Origin of the sequence: Deinococcus piscis (assembly GCF_014653275.1) — a bacterium.
Classification (GTDB): domain Bacteria; phylum Deinococcota; class Deinococci; order Deinococcales; family Deinococcaceae; genus Deinococcus; species Deinococcus piscis.
Genome location: NZ_BNAL01000041.1, coordinates 1 through 15,538, shown reverse-complemented (window position 1 = coordinate 15,538; position 15,538 = coordinate 1). Strand labels below are relative to the sequence as shown.

Sequence of the window (15,538 nt, the reverse complement as noted above, 5' to 3'; positions counted from 1 at the left end):
CGCGAGTTCGAATCTCGTCTCCCGCTCCAAACATCAACGCCCCTCCCTTAGACATGGAGGGGCGTTTCTTTTAGCTGAGTGATACTTGCTGCAGCTCACCCCTTCTTGTCGGGGATATCCGCAACAACGTAATCTGCTGCTTCAAAGTGAGCTTCGGGAAACTGTGGATTCATTTCCTCAAGCGTATGGACCAGAATCTGGCTGATGAGATAATCCCGTAGCCACTTGCGGTCCGCTGGAATCACGTACCAAGGCGCGTGTTTGCGGCTGGTGGTGAAGGCATCTTCGTAGGCTGCTGTGTATTCGTGCCAGAGCGCCCGGTCCTTTAGGTCATCGGGGTTGAACTTCCAATGCTTGGCTGGATCATTGAGACGGTCCTCCATCCGTAATTTTTGTTCCTCGGGACTGAGGTGCAGGTAGAACTTGACAATGCGGGTGCCGGCGTCGGCCAGCAGCTGCTCGAAGTTGATGATATGCATCAGATTCTGCTTGGCCTGCTCGTCGTCAATAAGGCCGTGCACCCGCGTCACCAAGACGTCCTCATAGTGGCTGCGGTTGAATACGGCAATCATCCCATGTGCAGGCACTTGCTGATGAATCCGCCAAAGGAAGTCATGCTCAAGCTCTAGCGCTGTAGGTGCTTTGAAGTTGGCGACGTGGACTCCGTTGGGATTAAAAGCCCCCATCACGCGTTTTACGGTGCTGTCCTTGCCTGCGCCGTCACGTGCCTGAAGGACGATCAGCAGCGATTGCTGGCCCCCGGCATAGAGTTTTTCCTGCAAATCGCTGAGTTGCTGCTGGAGGCCTTCAGTGGCCTGCTGGATTTTTTCCTTGTCCAGCGGTTTGTTAGAGAGCAGATCGTCAGTGGGGTAACTGTCCAAGCTCACCTTTTTGCCATAGGGAACTCGGAGCTGCTGTAGCGCTTTGATCATGGTGCCAGCTTAGCGGGTGCGGCATCTGCCAGATGCACACACCTAGACGGCCCGGAAGACCCGCCCGGCCAGCAAACCCACCAGTGCCGCTCCAGCTGCGGCCATTCCGAGGGCAAGGCGCAGCCCCAGGGTGTCGGACAGGAAGCCGATAGCCGGCGGTCCGAGGAGAAATCCGGCATATCCAATCGTCGCAACAGTAGCAATGCCACGCCCTGCCAGGGCATGTCCAGCCACCGAGTACATCACAGGGACCACATTGCTGAGGCCCAAGCCTGACAGAGCGAAACCAAGCGTGGAGGCCACTGGGTGCGGCCAGAGCAGGGCCAGGGCCAGCCCAGCCGCTGCCAAAAGCGCCCCTCCGCGTACGGCTCTGAGGTCGCCCGACCAGGCTCGGAAGCGGTCTCCGAACCAGCGTCCCAGGGCCATAGCGCCCACAAAGGCCCCATAGCCCCAGGCCACTTCGCCTGCCTGAACCCCCAACACATCGCGGTAGTAGATGGCGGCCCAGTCGTAATTGGCTCCTTCGGTCAACATGCCCAGAAAACACAGGCTGCCCAGCACCAAGGCTGTGCGCGGGACTGGAGAACCCTGAGGGGTGTCTGCGTGTGGGCCGGGAGTTTGCGCGGCATCTGGCAGCAGTCGGTTCCAGGCCCAGGCGGCCAGCAGCAGCATGGCAGCCGTTACACTGCCCACATGCCACAGCGGCGGCACTCGGCCCACCAGCAGGCCACCTGCCAGCGCTCCGCCCAGGCCGCCCAAGCTGTAAAAAGCGTGGAGGCGGCTCATCAGTGGGCGTCCGGCGGCTTTTTCTACCGTCACGCCCTGAGCGCTGAGGGCCACATCCAGCACGCCGTTGCACAGCCCCAGGATGCCGAAAGCCAGGATAAGAAGCGGCAGTGAAGTGCTGAAAAAAGGGAGGAGCAGGGCACTGAACGTGAGTGCGGCCCCCAGGCGGGTGAGGTGATGGCTGCCCCAGCGTTCGGCCCAGCCGCCGGTCAGGGGCATGGTCAGCAGACTTCCCACACTGACTGCCAGCAGGGCGAGGCCCACCTGGGTATCGGAAAGCCCCAGCGTTTCCCGCAGGCTGGGAAGATTGAGGCCCAGCGTGGCAAATAGAAGGCCATAGCTGAAAAAGAGAGCACTGACCGCCCACTGGGCAGACCGGGACGCGGGCCGGGGAAAAGCAGAGGAAGCGGCGGACATGACCTCGTCAGCCTAACCTTTGTGGAATGGGTATTGCCCTGAAGCGTGCTGAGGTGGCGTAGCTTGGAAGGCATGACGATTCTGGTTACAGGCGGCGCAGGATACATTGGTTCACATACGGTGCGGGCGCTTCTCCGTGCCGGGCATGAAGTGGCGGTCTTTGACAATCTCAGCAGTGGGCATGCGGCGGCGCTGCCTCACGGCGTGCGGCTGTTTCAGGCCGACCTGCTGAACCCAGACGCAATTATGCAGGCGCTGGCCGAAACCCAGGCAGAAGCCATCATTCACTTTGCGGCGCGGATTGAGGTGGGCGAGAGTATGCGTGAGCCGCTGGGCTACTACCGCAACAATGTGCTGGGCAGCCTCAACCTGCTGCAAGCCATGCAGGACACTGGGCGGCGGATACCGCTGGTCTTTTCCAGTACAGCGGCGGTGTACGGCACCACCGACGCGGTGCCGATTCCAGAAAGTGCCCCACTGCGCCCGGAAAGCGTGTACGGCGAAACCAAGTTGATGACCGAGCAGATGATCCGCGCCGCGCACGCCGCGCACGGTCAGCCCTACACGGTTCTGCGGTATTTCAATGTCTGCGGCGCTGCCCCTGAGGCCGATATTGGGGAGGCGCACGCCAGCCAGACCCACCTGATTGAGCTGGCCTGTATGACGGCGCTGGGCAAGCGCGCCAAGATGATGGTGTTCGGAGACGATTACCCCACCCCCGACGGCACCTGTCTGCGTGACTACATCCACGTACAAGATTTGGCCGACGCGCATGTGCTGGCGCTGGGGGCACTGCTGAGTGGCCGCTTTGATGCTGCCACCTACAACGTGGGCTTGGGCCAGGGCTTTAGCGTGCGTGAGGTGCTCGATACCGTAGATCAAGTGGTTGGCGTGCGGCTGCCCCGTGAAGTGGCCGGGCGCCGTCCCGGTGACCCGCCCCGTTTGGTGGCTGACGCCGCCCGCATCCGCGAGGAGCTGGGCTTTGCCCCACAGTTCCCGGAGCTGCGCCAGATGGTCGAGACGGCCTGGGCCTGGCACCGCACGCATCCCAACGGCTTTGAGTTTTAAGGTTCTGCCTGGCTGCTGGGCAAAGCGTCCCAGACCATGCGGGTTTCTGTGAGGCCGCCTTCTACCTTCTGTCCTGCTTCCCGTGCTCCCTGCGCTGCATACCACTGCCGAGTGGGGTTGCTGCTGAGCACCCACAGAGCGAGGGTATGGCTGCCCTTCACCTGAACCTGGTTCATGACGGCGTGAAGGAGTGCCCTGCCGATGCCCTGGCCCTGCACCCGTCTGAGGCTGTAGAGGGTGGTCAGTTCGTGGGCGTAGCCGGGGTGGTCCCGCGCAGGACCGACTGAGGCAAAGGCCACCACCTCGCCCCCCTGCGCGGCCACGAACACATCCTGCTCCTCTCCCCGAAGGGCGGCCCGCCAGCTTTCCTTGCGGCGCTCATAGGCTTGGCTGTTCGTGGCCTGTTCCAGAGAGACTTCAGGAATCAGGCCGCTGTATGTCTCGCGCCAACTCTGCGTATGTACCCGCGCTATGGCTGCGGCGTCACCCTGAGTAGCGCGGCGAACAAGAAAAGGGGCCATGCGTCAGCTTATCGCTGCACATGACCTCCTGGGCGTCGCTGCCGGTTGTTGGGTGCGCTTTATTTCTCTAGCGCCCGCAGCTTCTCGTAGAGGTCGCGCTGCTCGGCGCTGAGATCCTTGGGCACCGTGACGTTGAGCCGCACGTAGAGGTCACCCCGCCCGCCCGTTTTCTTGGGCCAGCCCTGACCCTTGAGGCGCATGCGGCGGCCACCGCTGCTGCCTGCGGGCACGTTCAGCTGGCCGCTGCCAGTGATGGTCTGTACCCTCACCTCGCCGCCCAGGGCCGCCAGTGGCGCGGGCACGTCCACGCTGGTGGTGAGATCGTCGCCGTCCAGGTCAAAGCGGGCATCTTCCAGTACCCGGATGGTCAGCAGCACGTCGCCGCCGCCGGGGCCCTGACCGGCCAGCCGCAGGCGTGCGCCGTCGCGGGTGCCCGCGGGAACACGCAGGCTCAGACGGCGGCCATCCACATTGATGATTTCGTCGGAACCCTCAAAGGCTTCACGCAGCGAGACTTGCAGCTCGCCTTCTACATTCTGCACAAAGCGCCGGCCACCGCCCTGAGGGGCTGTGCCCATGCCGCCCAGGCCGCCGAACAGGTCTTCCAGGTCAATCGGGCGACCATCCGGCGAGGTGAACCCGCCCCGGCCTCCCATGCCGCCGGCCCGGCCACCGAACATGTCCTGAAAAAAGTCGCTGAACTGGCTGGGGTCGAACCCGCTGAAGTCGCCGCCCTGAAAGCCGCCGCCAGGGTAGCCGCCTGGCGGGACTTGCCCGGTATGTCCGAACTGGTCGTAGGCTTGGCGCTTCTCGGGGTCACTGAGAACCGCATAGGCCTCGCCAATTTCCTTAAAGCGCTCGGCGGCTGTCTCGTCGCCGGCGTTTTTGTCGGGATGGTACTTCTTGGCGAGCTTGCGGTAGGCCGATTTGATATCCGAATCCGAAGCGCTGCGGCTGACCCCCAGCACCTCGTAGTAGTCCTTGTAAGCCATATGACCTCCCTGTGGTCGGTGTCTATGAGGCTAAAGCTTGTGGATGAAGGCTTTCAGGCCGTACGCCTGAGCAATGTCCAGTGCCGTGTGGCCGCGTGAGTCGGTGCGCTGCGGGTCGGCTCTATGAGCCAGCAGCAGGTCTAGCAGCTCGGTGCTGGGGGCACGGGATTTGGTTTTGTAAGCTTGCCCTTCCACGTCTACCGTATGCAGCAGGGGCAGCCAGAAGCGTGAATCATGTACATCTGCGCCGCGCCGCAGCAATTCGCGGACAAAGGCCGCCGGGGCTGAGCCCTCAATGGCCTGATTCAGCAGGGGGAACGGCTCCGAGTCGGGCCAGAAATTAACGTCCTGAATGGCGCTCAGCAGCTCCAGTAAGGCTTCTGTCCGCGTACCGTGCCGCAGTGCCCAGGCCAGTGCCTGCTGCGCCTTGGTCTGGCTAACGCTGCCTGGGTTCAGGGGTTCGCCGCGCTTAAGGGCGTCTATCAGCGGGTTGCTGTCTTCCCGCTGGACCAGCTGAACATACTCGCTTTCCACCTGTTCCCGCGCCCAACCCTCGCGGCGCAGCAGTTTGAGGCTGCTGCTGAGGCTAGGATTGCTCTGAAAACACTTGACCGGAACCCGCTCGGCCAGCCCTGCCCAGCCGTATTCGGCATGCAGATGCTGGACGATGTGCTTGAGGGTCACGCCATGCAGAGGGTCATGGCTCATGTTTGCCCTCCTTGCAACTGCTTCAGCCTGTGCATATTGCGCCAGATCAAAAGGAGGAACAGCGCAAAGCACACGGCGCACAGCAGAGCCAGCCAGGGATGCCCAGCGCCAAAGGCGTCACGCATTCCCTGAACAGCCAGCCCACCACCTGCGCCGTACAGCCCAGCTAGCAGTAAGGCGGTAGACCGTTTACTCATGCGGCGCCCTCATTTGCCCAGCCCTCAGCTCTTTTGACCTACGGCCACGCGGGCGGGACGTACCGAGCGCTCACCCATCTTGAAGCCGAGTTCATAGGTCTGCACGATCTTGCCGTCCTCACCTTCAACCACCTGAATGGCCTCGTGGTAAGCAGGGTCAAAGGCTTCACCTTCTTGACCAGTGGGTTCCAGGCCCAGGCTGGCGAAGATGCTCAGCACTTTGCTCTGGACCGCCTGCATGCCGGGAATCAGCTTGGTGGGGTCTTCGGTGCCCATGCTCAGGGCGCGGGAAATGTCGTCATACACCGGCATCAGGGCCTCAGCGGCCTTGCTCACGCCTTTGCTCTGGGCTTCGGCGGTCTCGGCAGCGGTGCGGGTGCGGTAGCCCTCAAAGTCCGCGGCCAGGCGGCCCAGGCGGGTCTTGAGATCGGCGTTTTCCTGCTCTAGCTCGTCGGCCCGCTGGCCTTTTTGCAGCTGACCCATCATTTCCTGCACCTGGGCCATCATGTTCTCGTCCATTTCGGGGAAGCCTTCAGGCATCTCGAAATCTTCGGGGAAGTCGTCGGGCAGGTCACTGGTGCGCCCCTTGAGGCTGCTGTCCGCAGCTTGTCCCTCAAACTGGATGTTTTCGGGCTGTGCGCTCTGGTCCTGTGGTTGCTTGTCCTGGCGGGTGTCGTCGGTCATGTCGGTCTCCTTTTTCTTGCCGAAAGGATTGGAAAAATTGGAAAACATACTTTCAGCATAGGTGCTCAGAGGGTGTGAAAAGGGGAGGGCGGGCCGGTCAGCCACTGCCCTCCCACGTTTATACGTGCTGCGCTCTATTACGTAACATTCCGCAAAGAGCGCTCCATGTTCCTACATACCGCACAGCACGTATTTGTTGCTACTCCCTTTGGTCGGGCTGAATCGTTTTTCACTTAAAACGATTCAGCCGCAATCGGTCTTACTTGTTGTCGTCGGCGGGCGTGAAGTCGGCGTCGATCACGTCGTCGTCATGGCCCTGGGCGGCTCCGGGCTGGCTGGCGTCAGCCTGAGCGCCAGCAGCGGCGCTGTTCTGGGTCATGAAGTTCCGCAGCTCTTCTTCCAGGCGGCCCTGAACTTCGGCAATCCGTGCGTCGTCGTCGCTGTTCACGGCCTGCTCGGCTTCATCAGCCACAGCCTTGAGCTTGTCCTTGGCGTCCTGGGGAGCGCCCTCGTTCTCGTCAATCTGTTGCAGGGCCTGCACACGCATCTGGTCCAGAGCGTTGCGCTTCTCAACGCGCTCCTTGCGGGCCTTGTCGGCTTCGGCGTTCTGCTCGGCTTCCTGCACCATGCGCTCCACATCGCTCTTGTCCAGCGTGGTGGTGTTCTCGATGGTGATGCTGGATTCCTTGCCGGTGGTCTTTTCCTTGGCGGTCACGTTCAGGATACCGTTGGCGTCAATGTCGAAGGTCACTTCAATCTGAGCCTGACCGGCGCGCATGGGGGGGATGCCCTCCAGCTTGAAGCGGCCCAGGGACTTGTTGTCGGCGGCCATGGGCCGCTCACCTTGCAGCACGTTGATTTCCACGCCCGGCTGGTTGTTCTCGGCGGTGGTGTAAATCTCGGTCTTCTTGGCGGGGACGGCGGTGTTGCGGGTGATCATCGGGGCAATCATGCCGCCCTTGACTTCCACGCCCAGGGTCAGCGGGGTCACGTCCACCAGCACGATGTCGCCCAGGTTGGAGTCGCCCTGGATGATGCCCGCCTGCACGGCAGCGCCGAGGGCCACAGCTTCGTCGGGGTTCACCGACTCGTTGGGCTCCTTGCCGGTCAGGTCCTTGACGATGCGCTTGACGGCGGGGATGCGGGTGCTGCCGCCCACCAGAATCACTTCGTTCAGGTCGCTGGCGCTCAGGCCCGCGTCACGCATGGCCTGCTCAACCGGCTGACGCACGCGCTTGAGCAAGTCGGCCGTCAGTTCCTCGAACTTGGCGCGGCTCAGGGTGCGCTCCAGGTGCAGCGGGGTGCGGGTTTCGGGGTCAAAGGTGATAAAGGGCAGCGAGATAGAGGTCTCAGAGGCGTTGGACAGCTCAATCTTGGCCTTTTCGGCGGCTTCGATCAGGCGCTGTAGGGCCTGCTTGTCCTTGCGGAGGTCGAAGTTGTGTTCTTTGTTGAACTCCTCGGCCAGCCAGTCCACGATGCGCTGGTCAAAGTCGGCGCCGCCCAGAGAGGTATCGCCGGAGGTGGATTTCACTTCAAACACGCCGTCGCCCAGCTCCAGGATGGTCACGTCGAAGGTGCCGCCACCCAGGTCAAACACCAGAATCGTTTCGTCGCCTTTGCGCTCCAGGCCGTAGGCCAGCGCAGCAGCGGTGGGTTCGTTGATCACGCGCAGCACGTTCAGGCCTGCGATTTCACCGGCCTGCTTGGTGGCTTCACGCTGCGAGTTGTCGAAGTAGGCGGGCACGGTAATCACCGCGTCAGTGATTTTCTGACCCAGCTTGGCAGAGGCGTCGCTCACCAGCTTGCGCAGCACTTCGGCGCTGACCTGCTCGGGGGCGTAGTCCTTGCCGTCCACCTCAATCCGCACGGAACCGCCGGGGCCTTCTTTGACAGTAAAGGGGCTGCGGGCGGCGTCGTCCTTGACCTCATCCCAGCGGCGGCCAATGAAGCGCTTCACTTCAAACAGCGTGGCCTGCGGGTTCAGCGCAGCCTGACGGCGGGCAATCTGGCCCACCAGGCGCTCGTCGCCCTTGTAGGCCACGACGGAAGGGGTGGTGCGGTTGCCTTCGGCGTTCACGATCACTTCGGGGCGGCCACCTTCCATCACGGCGATGACGGAGTTGGTCGTACCCAGGTCAATTCCTACTGCTTTAGCCATATTGATTCTCCTTATGGGGTTGAGGTCGGTCTAGGCTGGGTTTCAGCCTGTGGCCGAATCAGCCTTGTTGATGCTCCATCTAGCATAGAGGCACATTTCTATAGTGTCAATAGACTTGAGTGTAATGCACTCATATCTGAGATTGAGCCAGCATTCATTCGGGAGGGCATGGCGGGCAGGGAGTTCACAGTCTGGTTGGCCTACAGCGCCGTACACTGACGTATGAACGCAGGCTGGCTGAGGCGCTGGTGGAAGTGGCTGGTGGGCGGAGTTGCTCTCGCAGCTTTGCTGGGCCTGACGCTGCTCTCGCCGGGGCCCAAAGAGATGCCGCTGAGTGAGTTCACAGCTCAGCTGGACGGGCGGCGGGTCGAAACTGCCGTGCTCCGCCCGGACGGCGACACCCTGGAACTTCATGGCCTGCTGGTGGGTGGAAAGCCTTACCAGACCCGGACCCTCCCCGGTGATCCTGCGCTGACCTTCAGCGAATTGCAGCGGCGCGGGGTCAAAGTGGCTTACCGCCCGCCTTCCGGCACCAGCTGGCTGACAGTGCTCAGCTGGATGCTGTCGCTGTTGCTCATCGGGGTGCTGCTATATATGCTGTTTCGCTCGCGGCAGATGGGAAACGGGGACCCAGCAGCTCAGGCTTTTGGCAAAAGCCGGGCCAGTGTGGTGAATATTGACCGGGTCGGAGTGACCTTTGCGGACGTGGCAGGCTGCGAAGAAGCCAAAGCCGACCTGCAAGAAGTCGTGGATTTCCTCCGCCAGCCCGACAAATACCGCGCTCTGGGCGCACGCATCCCTCACGGTCTGCTGCTTGTCGGCCCGCCTGGCTCCGGCAAGACCCTGCTTGCCAAAGCCGTCGCCGGCGAAGCCGGCGTTCCCTACTTTGCCATCTCCGGCTCCGACTTTGTGGAGATGTTCGTCGGGGTCGGTGCGGCCCGTGTCCGTGACCTGTTCGAGCAGGCCCGCAAAGCAGCCCCCTGCATCATCTTCATGGACGAGATCGATGCCGTGGGCCGCAAGCGGGGCACCGGCATGCAAGGTGGCAACGACGAACGCGAGCAGACGCTCAACCAGCTGCTGGTGGAAATGGACGGCTTCCGGGGCGAGGCAGCGGCAGAAGGACAGGACATCATCATTCTGGCGGCAACCAACCGCCCGGATGTGCTGGACGCAGCGCTGCTGCGTCCGGGCCGCTTTGACCGGCAAGTCGTAGTGGACGCGCCCGACGCGGCAGGGCGGGAGCGAATCCTGCGGATTCACTCCCGCACCAAACCGCTGGACCCCGGTGTGGACCTGGCGCTGATTGCCCGGCGCACCGCGGGGATGGTGGGGGCGGACCTGGAGAACCTGCTGAATGAAGCGGCCTTGCTGGCGGCGCGGTCAGAACGCCACCGGATTCTGATGTCGGATATTGATGAGGCGCGGGACCGGGTGCTGATGGGTCCAGAGCGGCGCAGCCTGGTGATTGAGGAAGCGGACCGCCGGATTACGGCCTACCATGAGGTGGGCCATGCCCTCGCCGCCCAGTTGCTGCCCCACGCCGACAAAGCTCACAAGCTGACGGTGGTGCCGCGTGGCCGGGCGCTGGGCGCGGCGCTCTACACGCCCGAGGACCGGCTTCATCTCAGCCGCAGTGCCATGCTGGACCAGCTGTGTGTGGCACTGGCGGGGCATGCTGCCGAGCAGGTAGCGGTAGGCGAAGTGACCACTGGAGCGGCCAACGATTTTCAGCAGGCCACGGCGCTGGCCCGGCGCATGGTCACCGAATGGGGTATGAGTGAGGTGGGGCCGCTGGCCCTGGCCGAAGAGGGCAGCACGTACCTGAGCTATGGTCCGCAGCCGAGCAGTTACAGCGACCAGACCGCCGAAGCCATTGACCGGGCCGTGACCGACTTGCTCAACAGCCAGTACCGCCGCGCCGCTGACCTGCTGACCGAGCACATTCACCTGCTGCACCGCCTGACGGACGTATTGCTGGCGCGGGAATCGCTCAGTGGCGAGGAGTTGGCGGTGGTCATGCAGGGCGGCACCTTGCCTGTGTTGGGGACAGCCCCCGCAAAGCCTCCGGGAGTTCTGCCGCAGCTCAAGCCAGAGCTGGCCTGAGGCCTCCTGGCAGCCTGCTGGGTTCGCAGAGAGCACAGTTCCTGGTCCCGGGGACGGGTTACGCTGACAGACATCCGGCTGGGCCGCCAGCGTGGGCACCGGCTTGCATAGGCACCGGCCTGCACGAGTCTTTCACTGTGTAGCTTAGCTCCCATCTCTCATTTAGAGGAGGTCCTGCATGTCTCAGACCACCATTCACACCACTGCCCTTTCCCTCGGCCCCGGTCAGCCGCCCTTGTCAGCGGTGCTGCGTGAGGAGGTCGCGCAGTTCCTATTTACCCATCTGGAGGAGTACGGCGACGATCTGCCCGATATCCAAGCTTGCCTGGACTACGCGGCTGAGCGCGGGGGTGCTGTGTTTACGGCCCGTGAGGAGGGCCGTCTTCTGGGCGCATCTATCACCAACCGGACCGGCATGAGCGGGTTTATCCCCGAGAACATCCTCGTTTATATCGCGGTGCATGGTGACAGCCGGGGCAAAGGTGTGGGCAAGGGGCTGATGGAAGCCATCACAGGCCACCTGAGCGGCTCCATCGCCCTGCATGTGGAGCCGCACAATCCCGCCCGCGCCCTGTACGAGCGCTACGGCTTTACCAACAAGTACCTTGAGATGCGCCTGACCCGCTGATGGCCTACATCACCCTCAACCGCGACAAGCTGGCCCACAATTACGCTCACCTTGAGGCGCTGTTTGCTGCCCAGGACATCGAATGGGGAGTGGTAACCAAGCTGTTTTGTGGCAACGAGCTGTTTATTAACGAGGTGCTGCGTTTGGGCGTGCGCGAGGTGCTGGATTCCCGCATCAGTAACTTGCGCGTGATCAAGGAGCTGTGCCCCGAAGCGCAGACGGTGTATATCAAGCCGCCCGCCTGGGACTATGTGGAAGACCTGGTGCGCTGGGCCGACGTGTCGTTCAACACCGAACTGGAAACGCTGCGCCGCATCTCCGAAGAAGCCGTGCGCCAGGGCCGGGTCCACAAAGTCATCATCATGATTGAGATGGGCGACCTGCGCGAAGGCGTGATGCGTGAAGACCTTGACCAGCTGTATGCGCAGGTGTTCGGCCTGCCGGGGACAGAGGTGATTGGTGTAGGCACCAACCTGAACTGCCTGAATGGGGTCATGCCCAGCGAAGACAAGCTGATTCAGCTGGGGCTGTACCGCACCATTTTGGAGCTCAAGCACGGGGTCAAGATTCCGTGGGTGAGTGCCGGCACCACCGTGACCTTGCCGCTGCTGAAGCGGGGGCAGTTGCCCGCCAGCGTGAACCACTTCCGGGTGGGCGAGGCGCTCTATTTCGGGGCCGATCTGTTCGAGGAACGGACCTTCGAGGACATGCATGACGATGTCTTGGAACTGCACGCGCAGGTGATTGAGCTGTCCCAAAAGCCGATGAATCCCTCTGGGCCGCTGGGCAAGAATCCTTTTGGGGTCAGTGCGCAGAATGACTATGAAGAGGGTGCGACAGCTCACCGCGCCATCTTGGACGTGGGGTACTTGGACGTTTCACCGCAGTACCTGATTCTGGAGGACGAGGCCCTGGGCGTGCTGGACGCCAGTTCCGACATGCTGGTGCTGGACGCGGGCGAGAATGCGGCGGGGCTAAAGGTGGGCGACCATGTGTGCTTTCGCCTGAAATACATGGGGGCCCTGCACCTGATGAACTCGGCCTACATTGACAAAGTGGTGGTGAACAGCGCGGGGCAGCGCCTGGCCGAGCAGCTGGCCATGCCGCGCAGCTGAGGCAGACGGCCTGGGATCATTCAGAGCTCTGAGGTCAGCCAGCGCACCAGTTCGGCGGCGCTGCGCTCCCCGGTCAGCTCAGCGACTTGCTCACCGGCCCACAGGCTGAGCCACTCCGGGCGGTGCTGCCGGGTGGCCTCAGCACGCAGCGGCTGGGTAAGCGCATTCTGGGCTGGGTAGGGAAGAACCGTGTCCACAGCAGCCAGTCGGTTCACCAGTCCCCGTGCCAGTCTGCCCGAAGGCCCCCGCGTCAGCATGGTCATTGCTGCTTCGCCGCCCCTGCGGGCACCTTCCAGCGCCTCACGGTAGGGGGCCGAAGTGCCCGCTTCACGCGCCAGCAGAAAAGCGGTGCCGCACTGCGCGGCAGCCGCGCCTGCCTCCAGCGCCCGGCGAATGTCGCCCGGTGTCATCAGGCCGCCAGCGGCAACCACCGGCTGTCCGAGCGCCAGCAGCTCCTGGGTCAGTTCCACGGTGGGGGCCAGAGCGTCAGCTTGCCAGCCTCCCCGGTGCCCACCGGCGGCGCGGCCCTGCGCCACCAGAGCATCTGGGTGTAGCGCCGCAGCCTGCTCCCCTTCCTCCAGGCTGGTGACCGTTAACCAGACCTGTGTGCCCTGCGCCTGGAATGCCCGCATTATGTCCGTGTCCGGCAGCCCGAAGGTAAAGGACACAGCTGCCGGTGCCTCCTCCAGCAGCACGCACAGCTGGTCCCCGAAGTCGGCAGCATAGGGCGGGGCCAGGGTCGGGCGCGGCAGTTGCAGATCGTTCAGCATGGGTTGAAGCGCGGTCAAGGCGGCGTTCAGCTCATCTGCGCTGAACTGCGGCTCCGGGTCAGGCACGAATAGGTTCACCATGAAGGGCTGGGGCGTCAGTTGCCGGATGCGCTTCAGATCAGCCGCGAGTCGCTCGGCACTCAGATAACCGGCACCGAGTGAACCGAGCGCCCCAGCCTCGCTGACCGCGGCCACCAGTTCCGGGGTGGTCACTCCAGCCATTGGGGCCTGAACCAGGGGCAGGCGGGCAGGAAAAGGGCTTTTGGGCATGGTCCCATCTTAGGCGGATGTTCGTCCAGCCAGCTGATTTATGGGACTTCTGAGTTGGGCCTGTCGCCTTAAGCGGTGCTCTGAAGCAGACTCTAAGCCCGAATGATTGTGCGGGCTTACAGCGTCCGGGAAGCGCCGGGCTTCTAGACTGCCCCCATGACCAAACCCAACTGGACCCCCGAAGGCTACCGCAAGCCAGCCGATGCGGACCTGCGCACGCAGCTGACCCCCGAGCAGTATCAGGTCACCCAGCACGAGGGCACCGAGCGGGCCTTCACCGGCGAGTACTGGGACACCACCGAGGACGGCATCTATGTGGACGTGGTGTCGGGTGAGCCGCTGTTCAGCTCGCGCGACAAGTATGACGCTGGCTGTGGCTGGCCCAGCTTTACCCGGCCCATTGCCGGACTCACCGAAAAGACCGACTTCAAGCTGATGTATCCCCGCACCGAAGTGCGCTCTCAGGTGGCCGACTCTCACCTGGGCCACGTATTTCCTGATGGTCCCCAGGACCAGGGCGGGCTGCGCTACTGCATCAACTCGGCGGCGCTGCGCTTTGTGCCGCTCTCGCAACTGGAAGCTGAAGGATACGGTGAGTACCGCCCGCTGTTTGACCCATCCGCCGTTTGACGCAGGCTCGGAAGCGGCCCGGAACGGATGGTGGCGTCAGTGCGTATCAGGAGCGGAAGGGCGACATGCCCCTTAATTTGTTCTGCGCCGCTTGGGCCGTCCTCCCAAAGTCGGACGCTTGGCGCAGTGCCACACCGTTAGAACTGAATCTAAGGAGTTCCTATGACCGACCAAGATCTGCAACTTGTTCCGCCTGAGCCGCTGGAAGCCCCCCGTCCGGTGCCCGTGATCCGACAGGAGCAGGGCGACGAAATGGTGCGGCTGAGCGATGCCGAGAAGACCGATCTTCAGCGCCGGGCCGACGAGTTCGTCACAGGGCTGCTGCGTGGCGATAGCCAGAGCCTGAACTTTACCGAGGGAACCCGGTCGCTGCACAATCTCGGACAGGAGGAAATCCGTCAGGCGTCGGCGGTCAGCAGCCGCCTGCTGGACCGGCCTATGGCTTCCCAAAAGGGCCTGCAAGAGGGCGAAGGTGGCAAGGTGGCGAGCAGCCTGCTGGACCTGCGGCGCACGGTGGAGAGCTTGGATCCCTCGCGCGAAAGCGGCCTTAGCCCCAAAAAGCTGCTGGGCATTCTTCCTTTTGGCCGCAAAGCCGAGAGTTACTTTCAGCGCTACCAGTCCTCGCAGGCCCACATGAACGCCATCTTGAACACCCTTTACCGGGGCCAGGACGAACTGCGCAAGGACAACGCTTCTATCGAGCAAGAAAAAGTCTCGCTGTGGGAGCTAATGCATAAGCTGCGCAGTTATATCCAGCTTTCGCGGGCTATTGACGAGAACCTGAGTGCCCGCCTGCCCGAATTGCAGGCCCGTGACCCCGAAATGGCGCGGGTGGTCCAGGAAGAATTGCTGTTCGCGGTTCGTCAACGAACCACTGACCTGCTCACGCAGCTGGCGGTGAGCGTGCAGGGCTACATGGCGCTGGATTTGGTTCGCCGCAACAACTTGGAGCTGATTAAAGGCGTGGACCGCGCCACCACCACTACGGTAAGTGCTCTGCGTACTGCTGTGATCGTGTCGCAGGCCCTGAGCAGTCAGAAGTTGGTTCTGGATCAGATCACGGCTCTGAACTCTACTACCACCAGTATGATCGAGGCGACCTCAACCATGCTGCGTCAGCAAGGAGCGCAGATTCAGCAGCAGGCCAGCAGCGCCACCATTGATGTGACCCGCCTGCAAGCGGCCTTCGACAATATTTACGCTGCGCTGGATGATGTCAGTACCTACCGCCTGCGCGCACTGGATTCGTTCGCGCAGACCACGGCGGCCCTGCAACAGCAAGTCGAGAGTGCCAACACCTATTTGAACCGTGAGCAACGCGTACTGAACAGCGATCTATCACGGCAACTCACCGACAGCCCAGAGCTCAAACTCAAGCTCTAAGTTCGGGGCTTAGGCTCACTCACTTATGCCGCTCCCATCAGCTGGGGCGGCACTCGCTTTTGCCTTGCTGGACACGGTGTGTTGGCCACTCATAGGCTGCTTGCCAACCAGGGTTGACAGGGTGATCGAATGTCTGTATAGTTTCTGAGCCTCCGAGAAGAGGCGGGACGCAT

15 protein-coding genes are annotated in these 15,538 nt (G+C 62.6%); 6 read left to right on the top strand and 9 right to left on the bottom strand.

All coding sequences use genetic code 11. The features are described 5' to 3' along the window. Positions 1-95: 95 nt before the first annotated feature. Both IE158_RS12000 and IE158_RS11995 read right to left on the bottom strand, forming a co-directional pair. Positions 96-932, bottom strand: a complete 837-nt coding sequence (locus IE158_RS12000; RefSeq protein WP_189643947.1) for a PPK2 family polyphosphate kinase — start codon at positions 930-932, stop codon at positions 96-98. A 42-nt stretch (positions 933-974) separates the two neighbouring features. After that, on the bottom strand, positions 975-2,135 hold the full coding sequence (locus tag IE158_RS11995) for an MFS transporter (RefSeq protein WP_189643946.1): 1,161 nt from the start codon (positions 2,133-2,135) through the stop codon (positions 975-977). Between the two features lie 72 nt (positions 2,136-2,207). Here IE158_RS11995 and galE point away from each other — a divergent pair, with 72 nt between their 5' ends. After that, the gene (galE, locus tag IE158_RS11990) at positions 2,208-3,203 is read left to right on the top strand and encodes a UDP-glucose 4-epimerase GalE (protein ID WP_189643945.1); all 996 of its coding nucleotides are present in this window, start codon (positions 2,208-2,210) and stop codon (positions 3,201-3,203) included. Here galE and IE158_RS11985 read toward each other — a convergent pair. The 6 genes from IE158_RS11985 to dnaK form a co-directional block, all read right to left on the bottom strand. Next, entirely contained in the window at positions 3,200-3,724 is a 525-nt protein-coding gene (locus IE158_RS11985; protein WP_189643944.1) for a GNAT family N-acetyltransferase, read from the bottom strand. The genes galE and IE158_RS11985 overlap by 4 nt on opposite strands. A 59-nt stretch (positions 3,725-3,783) precedes the next feature. Then, on the bottom strand, positions 3,784-4,716 hold the full coding sequence (locus IE158_RS11980; RefSeq protein WP_189643943.1) for a DnaJ C-terminal domain-containing protein: 933 nt from the start codon (positions 4,714-4,716) through the stop codon (positions 3,784-3,786). A 30-nt stretch (positions 4,717-4,746) separates the two neighbouring features. Continuing rightward, positions 4,747-5,424, bottom strand: a complete 678-nt coding sequence (locus IE158_RS11975) for a VF530 family DNA-binding protein (protein ID WP_189643942.1) — start codon at positions 5,422-5,424, stop codon at positions 4,747-4,749. Further along, positions 5,421-5,621, bottom strand: coding sequence for a hypothetical protein (locus IE158_RS11970; RefSeq protein ID WP_189643941.1), 201 nt, complete (start codon positions 5,619-5,621; stop codon positions 5,421-5,423). The genes IE158_RS11975 and IE158_RS11970 overlap by 4 nt, the downstream gene beginning before the upstream one ends. A gap of 24 nt (positions 5,622-5,645) precedes the next feature. Next, positions 5,646-6,353 (bottom strand): nucleotide exchange factor GrpE, encoded by a 708-nt coding sequence (locus IE158_RS11965; RefSeq protein WP_229839103.1) that lies wholly within the window; start codon positions 6,351-6,353, stop codon positions 5,646-5,648. Between the two features lie 211 nt (positions 6,354-6,564). After that, positions 6,565-8,463, bottom strand: a complete 1,899-nt coding sequence (dnaK, locus tag IE158_RS11960; protein ID WP_189643940.1) for a molecular chaperone DnaK — start codon at positions 8,461-8,463, stop codon at positions 6,565-6,567. A 222-nt stretch (positions 8,464-8,685) separates the two neighbouring features. Between dnaK and ftsH the strand changes: the two genes are divergently transcribed. The 3 genes from ftsH (at position 8,686) to IE158_RS11945 (ending at position 12,312) form a co-directional block, all read left to right on the top strand. Then, positions 8,686-10,569 carry an ATP-dependent zinc metalloprotease FtsH gene (gene ftsH / locus IE158_RS11955; RefSeq protein ID WP_189643939.1) on the top strand — a complete coding sequence of 628 codons (1,884 nt, stop codon included), beginning with the start codon at positions 8,686-8,688 and terminating at the stop codon, positions 10,567-10,569. A gap of 178 nt (positions 10,570-10,747) precedes the next feature. Continuing rightward, positions 10,748-11,197: a GNAT family N-acetyltransferase gene (locus tag IE158_RS11950; RefSeq protein WP_189643938.1), complete on the top strand. Its 450-nt coding sequence runs from the start codon at positions 10,748-10,750 to the stop codon at positions 11,195-11,197. Then, complete coding sequence (locus IE158_RS11945) at positions 11,197-12,312, top strand: alanine racemase (protein ID WP_189643937.1); 1,116 nt, start codon at positions 11,197-11,199, stop codon at positions 12,310-12,312. Before IE158_RS11950 ends, IE158_RS11945 begins: the two co-directional genes overlap by 1 nt. A gap of 20 nt (positions 12,313-12,332) precedes the next feature. Here IE158_RS11945 and IE158_RS11940 read toward each other — a convergent pair whose 3' ends face one another. Next, positions 12,333-13,352 (bottom strand): NAD(P)H-dependent flavin oxidoreductase, encoded by a 1,020-nt coding sequence (locus IE158_RS11940; RefSeq protein WP_189643936.1) that lies wholly within the window; start codon positions 13,350-13,352, stop codon positions 12,333-12,335. Positions 13,353-13,508: 156 nt separating this feature from the next. Between IE158_RS11940 and msrB the strand changes: the two genes are divergently transcribed. Beyond that, positions 13,509-13,982 (top strand): peptide-methionine (R)-S-oxide reductase MsrB, encoded by a 474-nt coding sequence (gene msrB, locus IE158_RS11935; RefSeq protein WP_189643935.1) that lies wholly within the window; start codon positions 13,509-13,511, stop codon positions 13,980-13,982. A 162-nt stretch (positions 13,983-14,144) separates the two neighbouring features. Next, the gene (locus IE158_RS11930) at positions 14,145-15,365 is read left to right on the top strand and encodes a toxic anion resistance protein (RefSeq protein ID WP_189643934.1); all 1,221 of its coding nucleotides are present in this window, start codon (positions 14,145-14,147) and stop codon (positions 15,363-15,365) included. The last annotated feature ends 173 nt before the right edge of the window (positions 15,366-15,538 follow it).

Bases quoted from the DNA above. Each gene is read 5' to 3' on its own strand.
- IE158_RS12000 (WP_189643947.1), bottom strand. From the start codon at position 932: ATGATCAAAGCGCTACAGCAGCTCCGAGTTCCCTATGGCAAAAAGGTG.
- IE158_RS11995 (WP_189643946.1), bottom strand. From the start codon at position 2,135: ATGTCCGCCGCTTCCTCTGCTTTTCCCCGGCCCGCGTCCCGGTCTGCC.
- galE (WP_189643945.1), top strand. From the start codon at position 2,208: ATGACGATTCTGGTTACAGGCGGCGCAGGATACATTGGTTCACATACG.
- IE158_RS11985 (WP_189643944.1), bottom strand. From the start codon at position 3,724: ATGGCCCCTTTTCTTGTTCGCCGCGCTACTCAGGGTGACGCCGCAGCC.
- IE158_RS11980 (WP_189643943.1), bottom strand. From the start codon at position 4,716: ATGGCTTACAAGGACTACTACGAGGTGCTGGGGGTCAGCCGCAGCGCT.
- IE158_RS11975 (WP_189643942.1), bottom strand. From the start codon at position 5,424: ATGAGCCATGACCCTCTGCATGGCGTGACCCTCAAGCACATCGTCCAG.
- IE158_RS11970 (WP_189643941.1), bottom strand. From the start codon at position 5,621: ATGAGTAAACGGTCTACCGCCTTACTGCTAGCTGGGCTGTACGGCGCA.
- IE158_RS11965 (WP_229839103.1), bottom strand. From the start codon at position 6,353: ATGTTTTCCAATTTTTCCAATCCTTTCGGCAAGAAAAAGGAGACCGAC.
- dnaK (WP_189643940.1), bottom strand. From the start codon at position 8,463: ATGGCTAAAGCAGTAGGAATTGACCTGGGTACGACCAACTCCGTCATC.
- ftsH (WP_189643939.1), top strand. From the start codon at position 8,686: ATGAACGCAGGCTGGCTGAGGCGCTGGTGGAAGTGGCTGGTGGGCGGA.
- IE158_RS11950 (WP_189643938.1), top strand. From the start codon at position 10,748: ATGTCTCAGACCACCATTCACACCACTGCCCTTTCCCTCGGCCCCGGT.
- IE158_RS11945 (WP_189643937.1), top strand. From the start codon at position 11,197: ATGGCCTACATCACCCTCAACCGCGACAAGCTGGCCCACAATTACGCT.
- IE158_RS11940 (WP_189643936.1), bottom strand. From the start codon at position 13,352: ATGCCCAAAAGCCCTTTTCCTGCCCGCCTGCCCCTGGTTCAGGCCCCA.
- msrB (WP_189643935.1), top strand. From the start codon at position 13,509: ATGACCAAACCCAACTGGACCCCCGAAGGCTACCGCAAGCCAGCCGAT.
- IE158_RS11930 (WP_189643934.1), top strand. From the start codon at position 14,145: ATGACCGACCAAGATCTGCAACTTGTTCCGCCTGAGCCGCTGGAAGCC.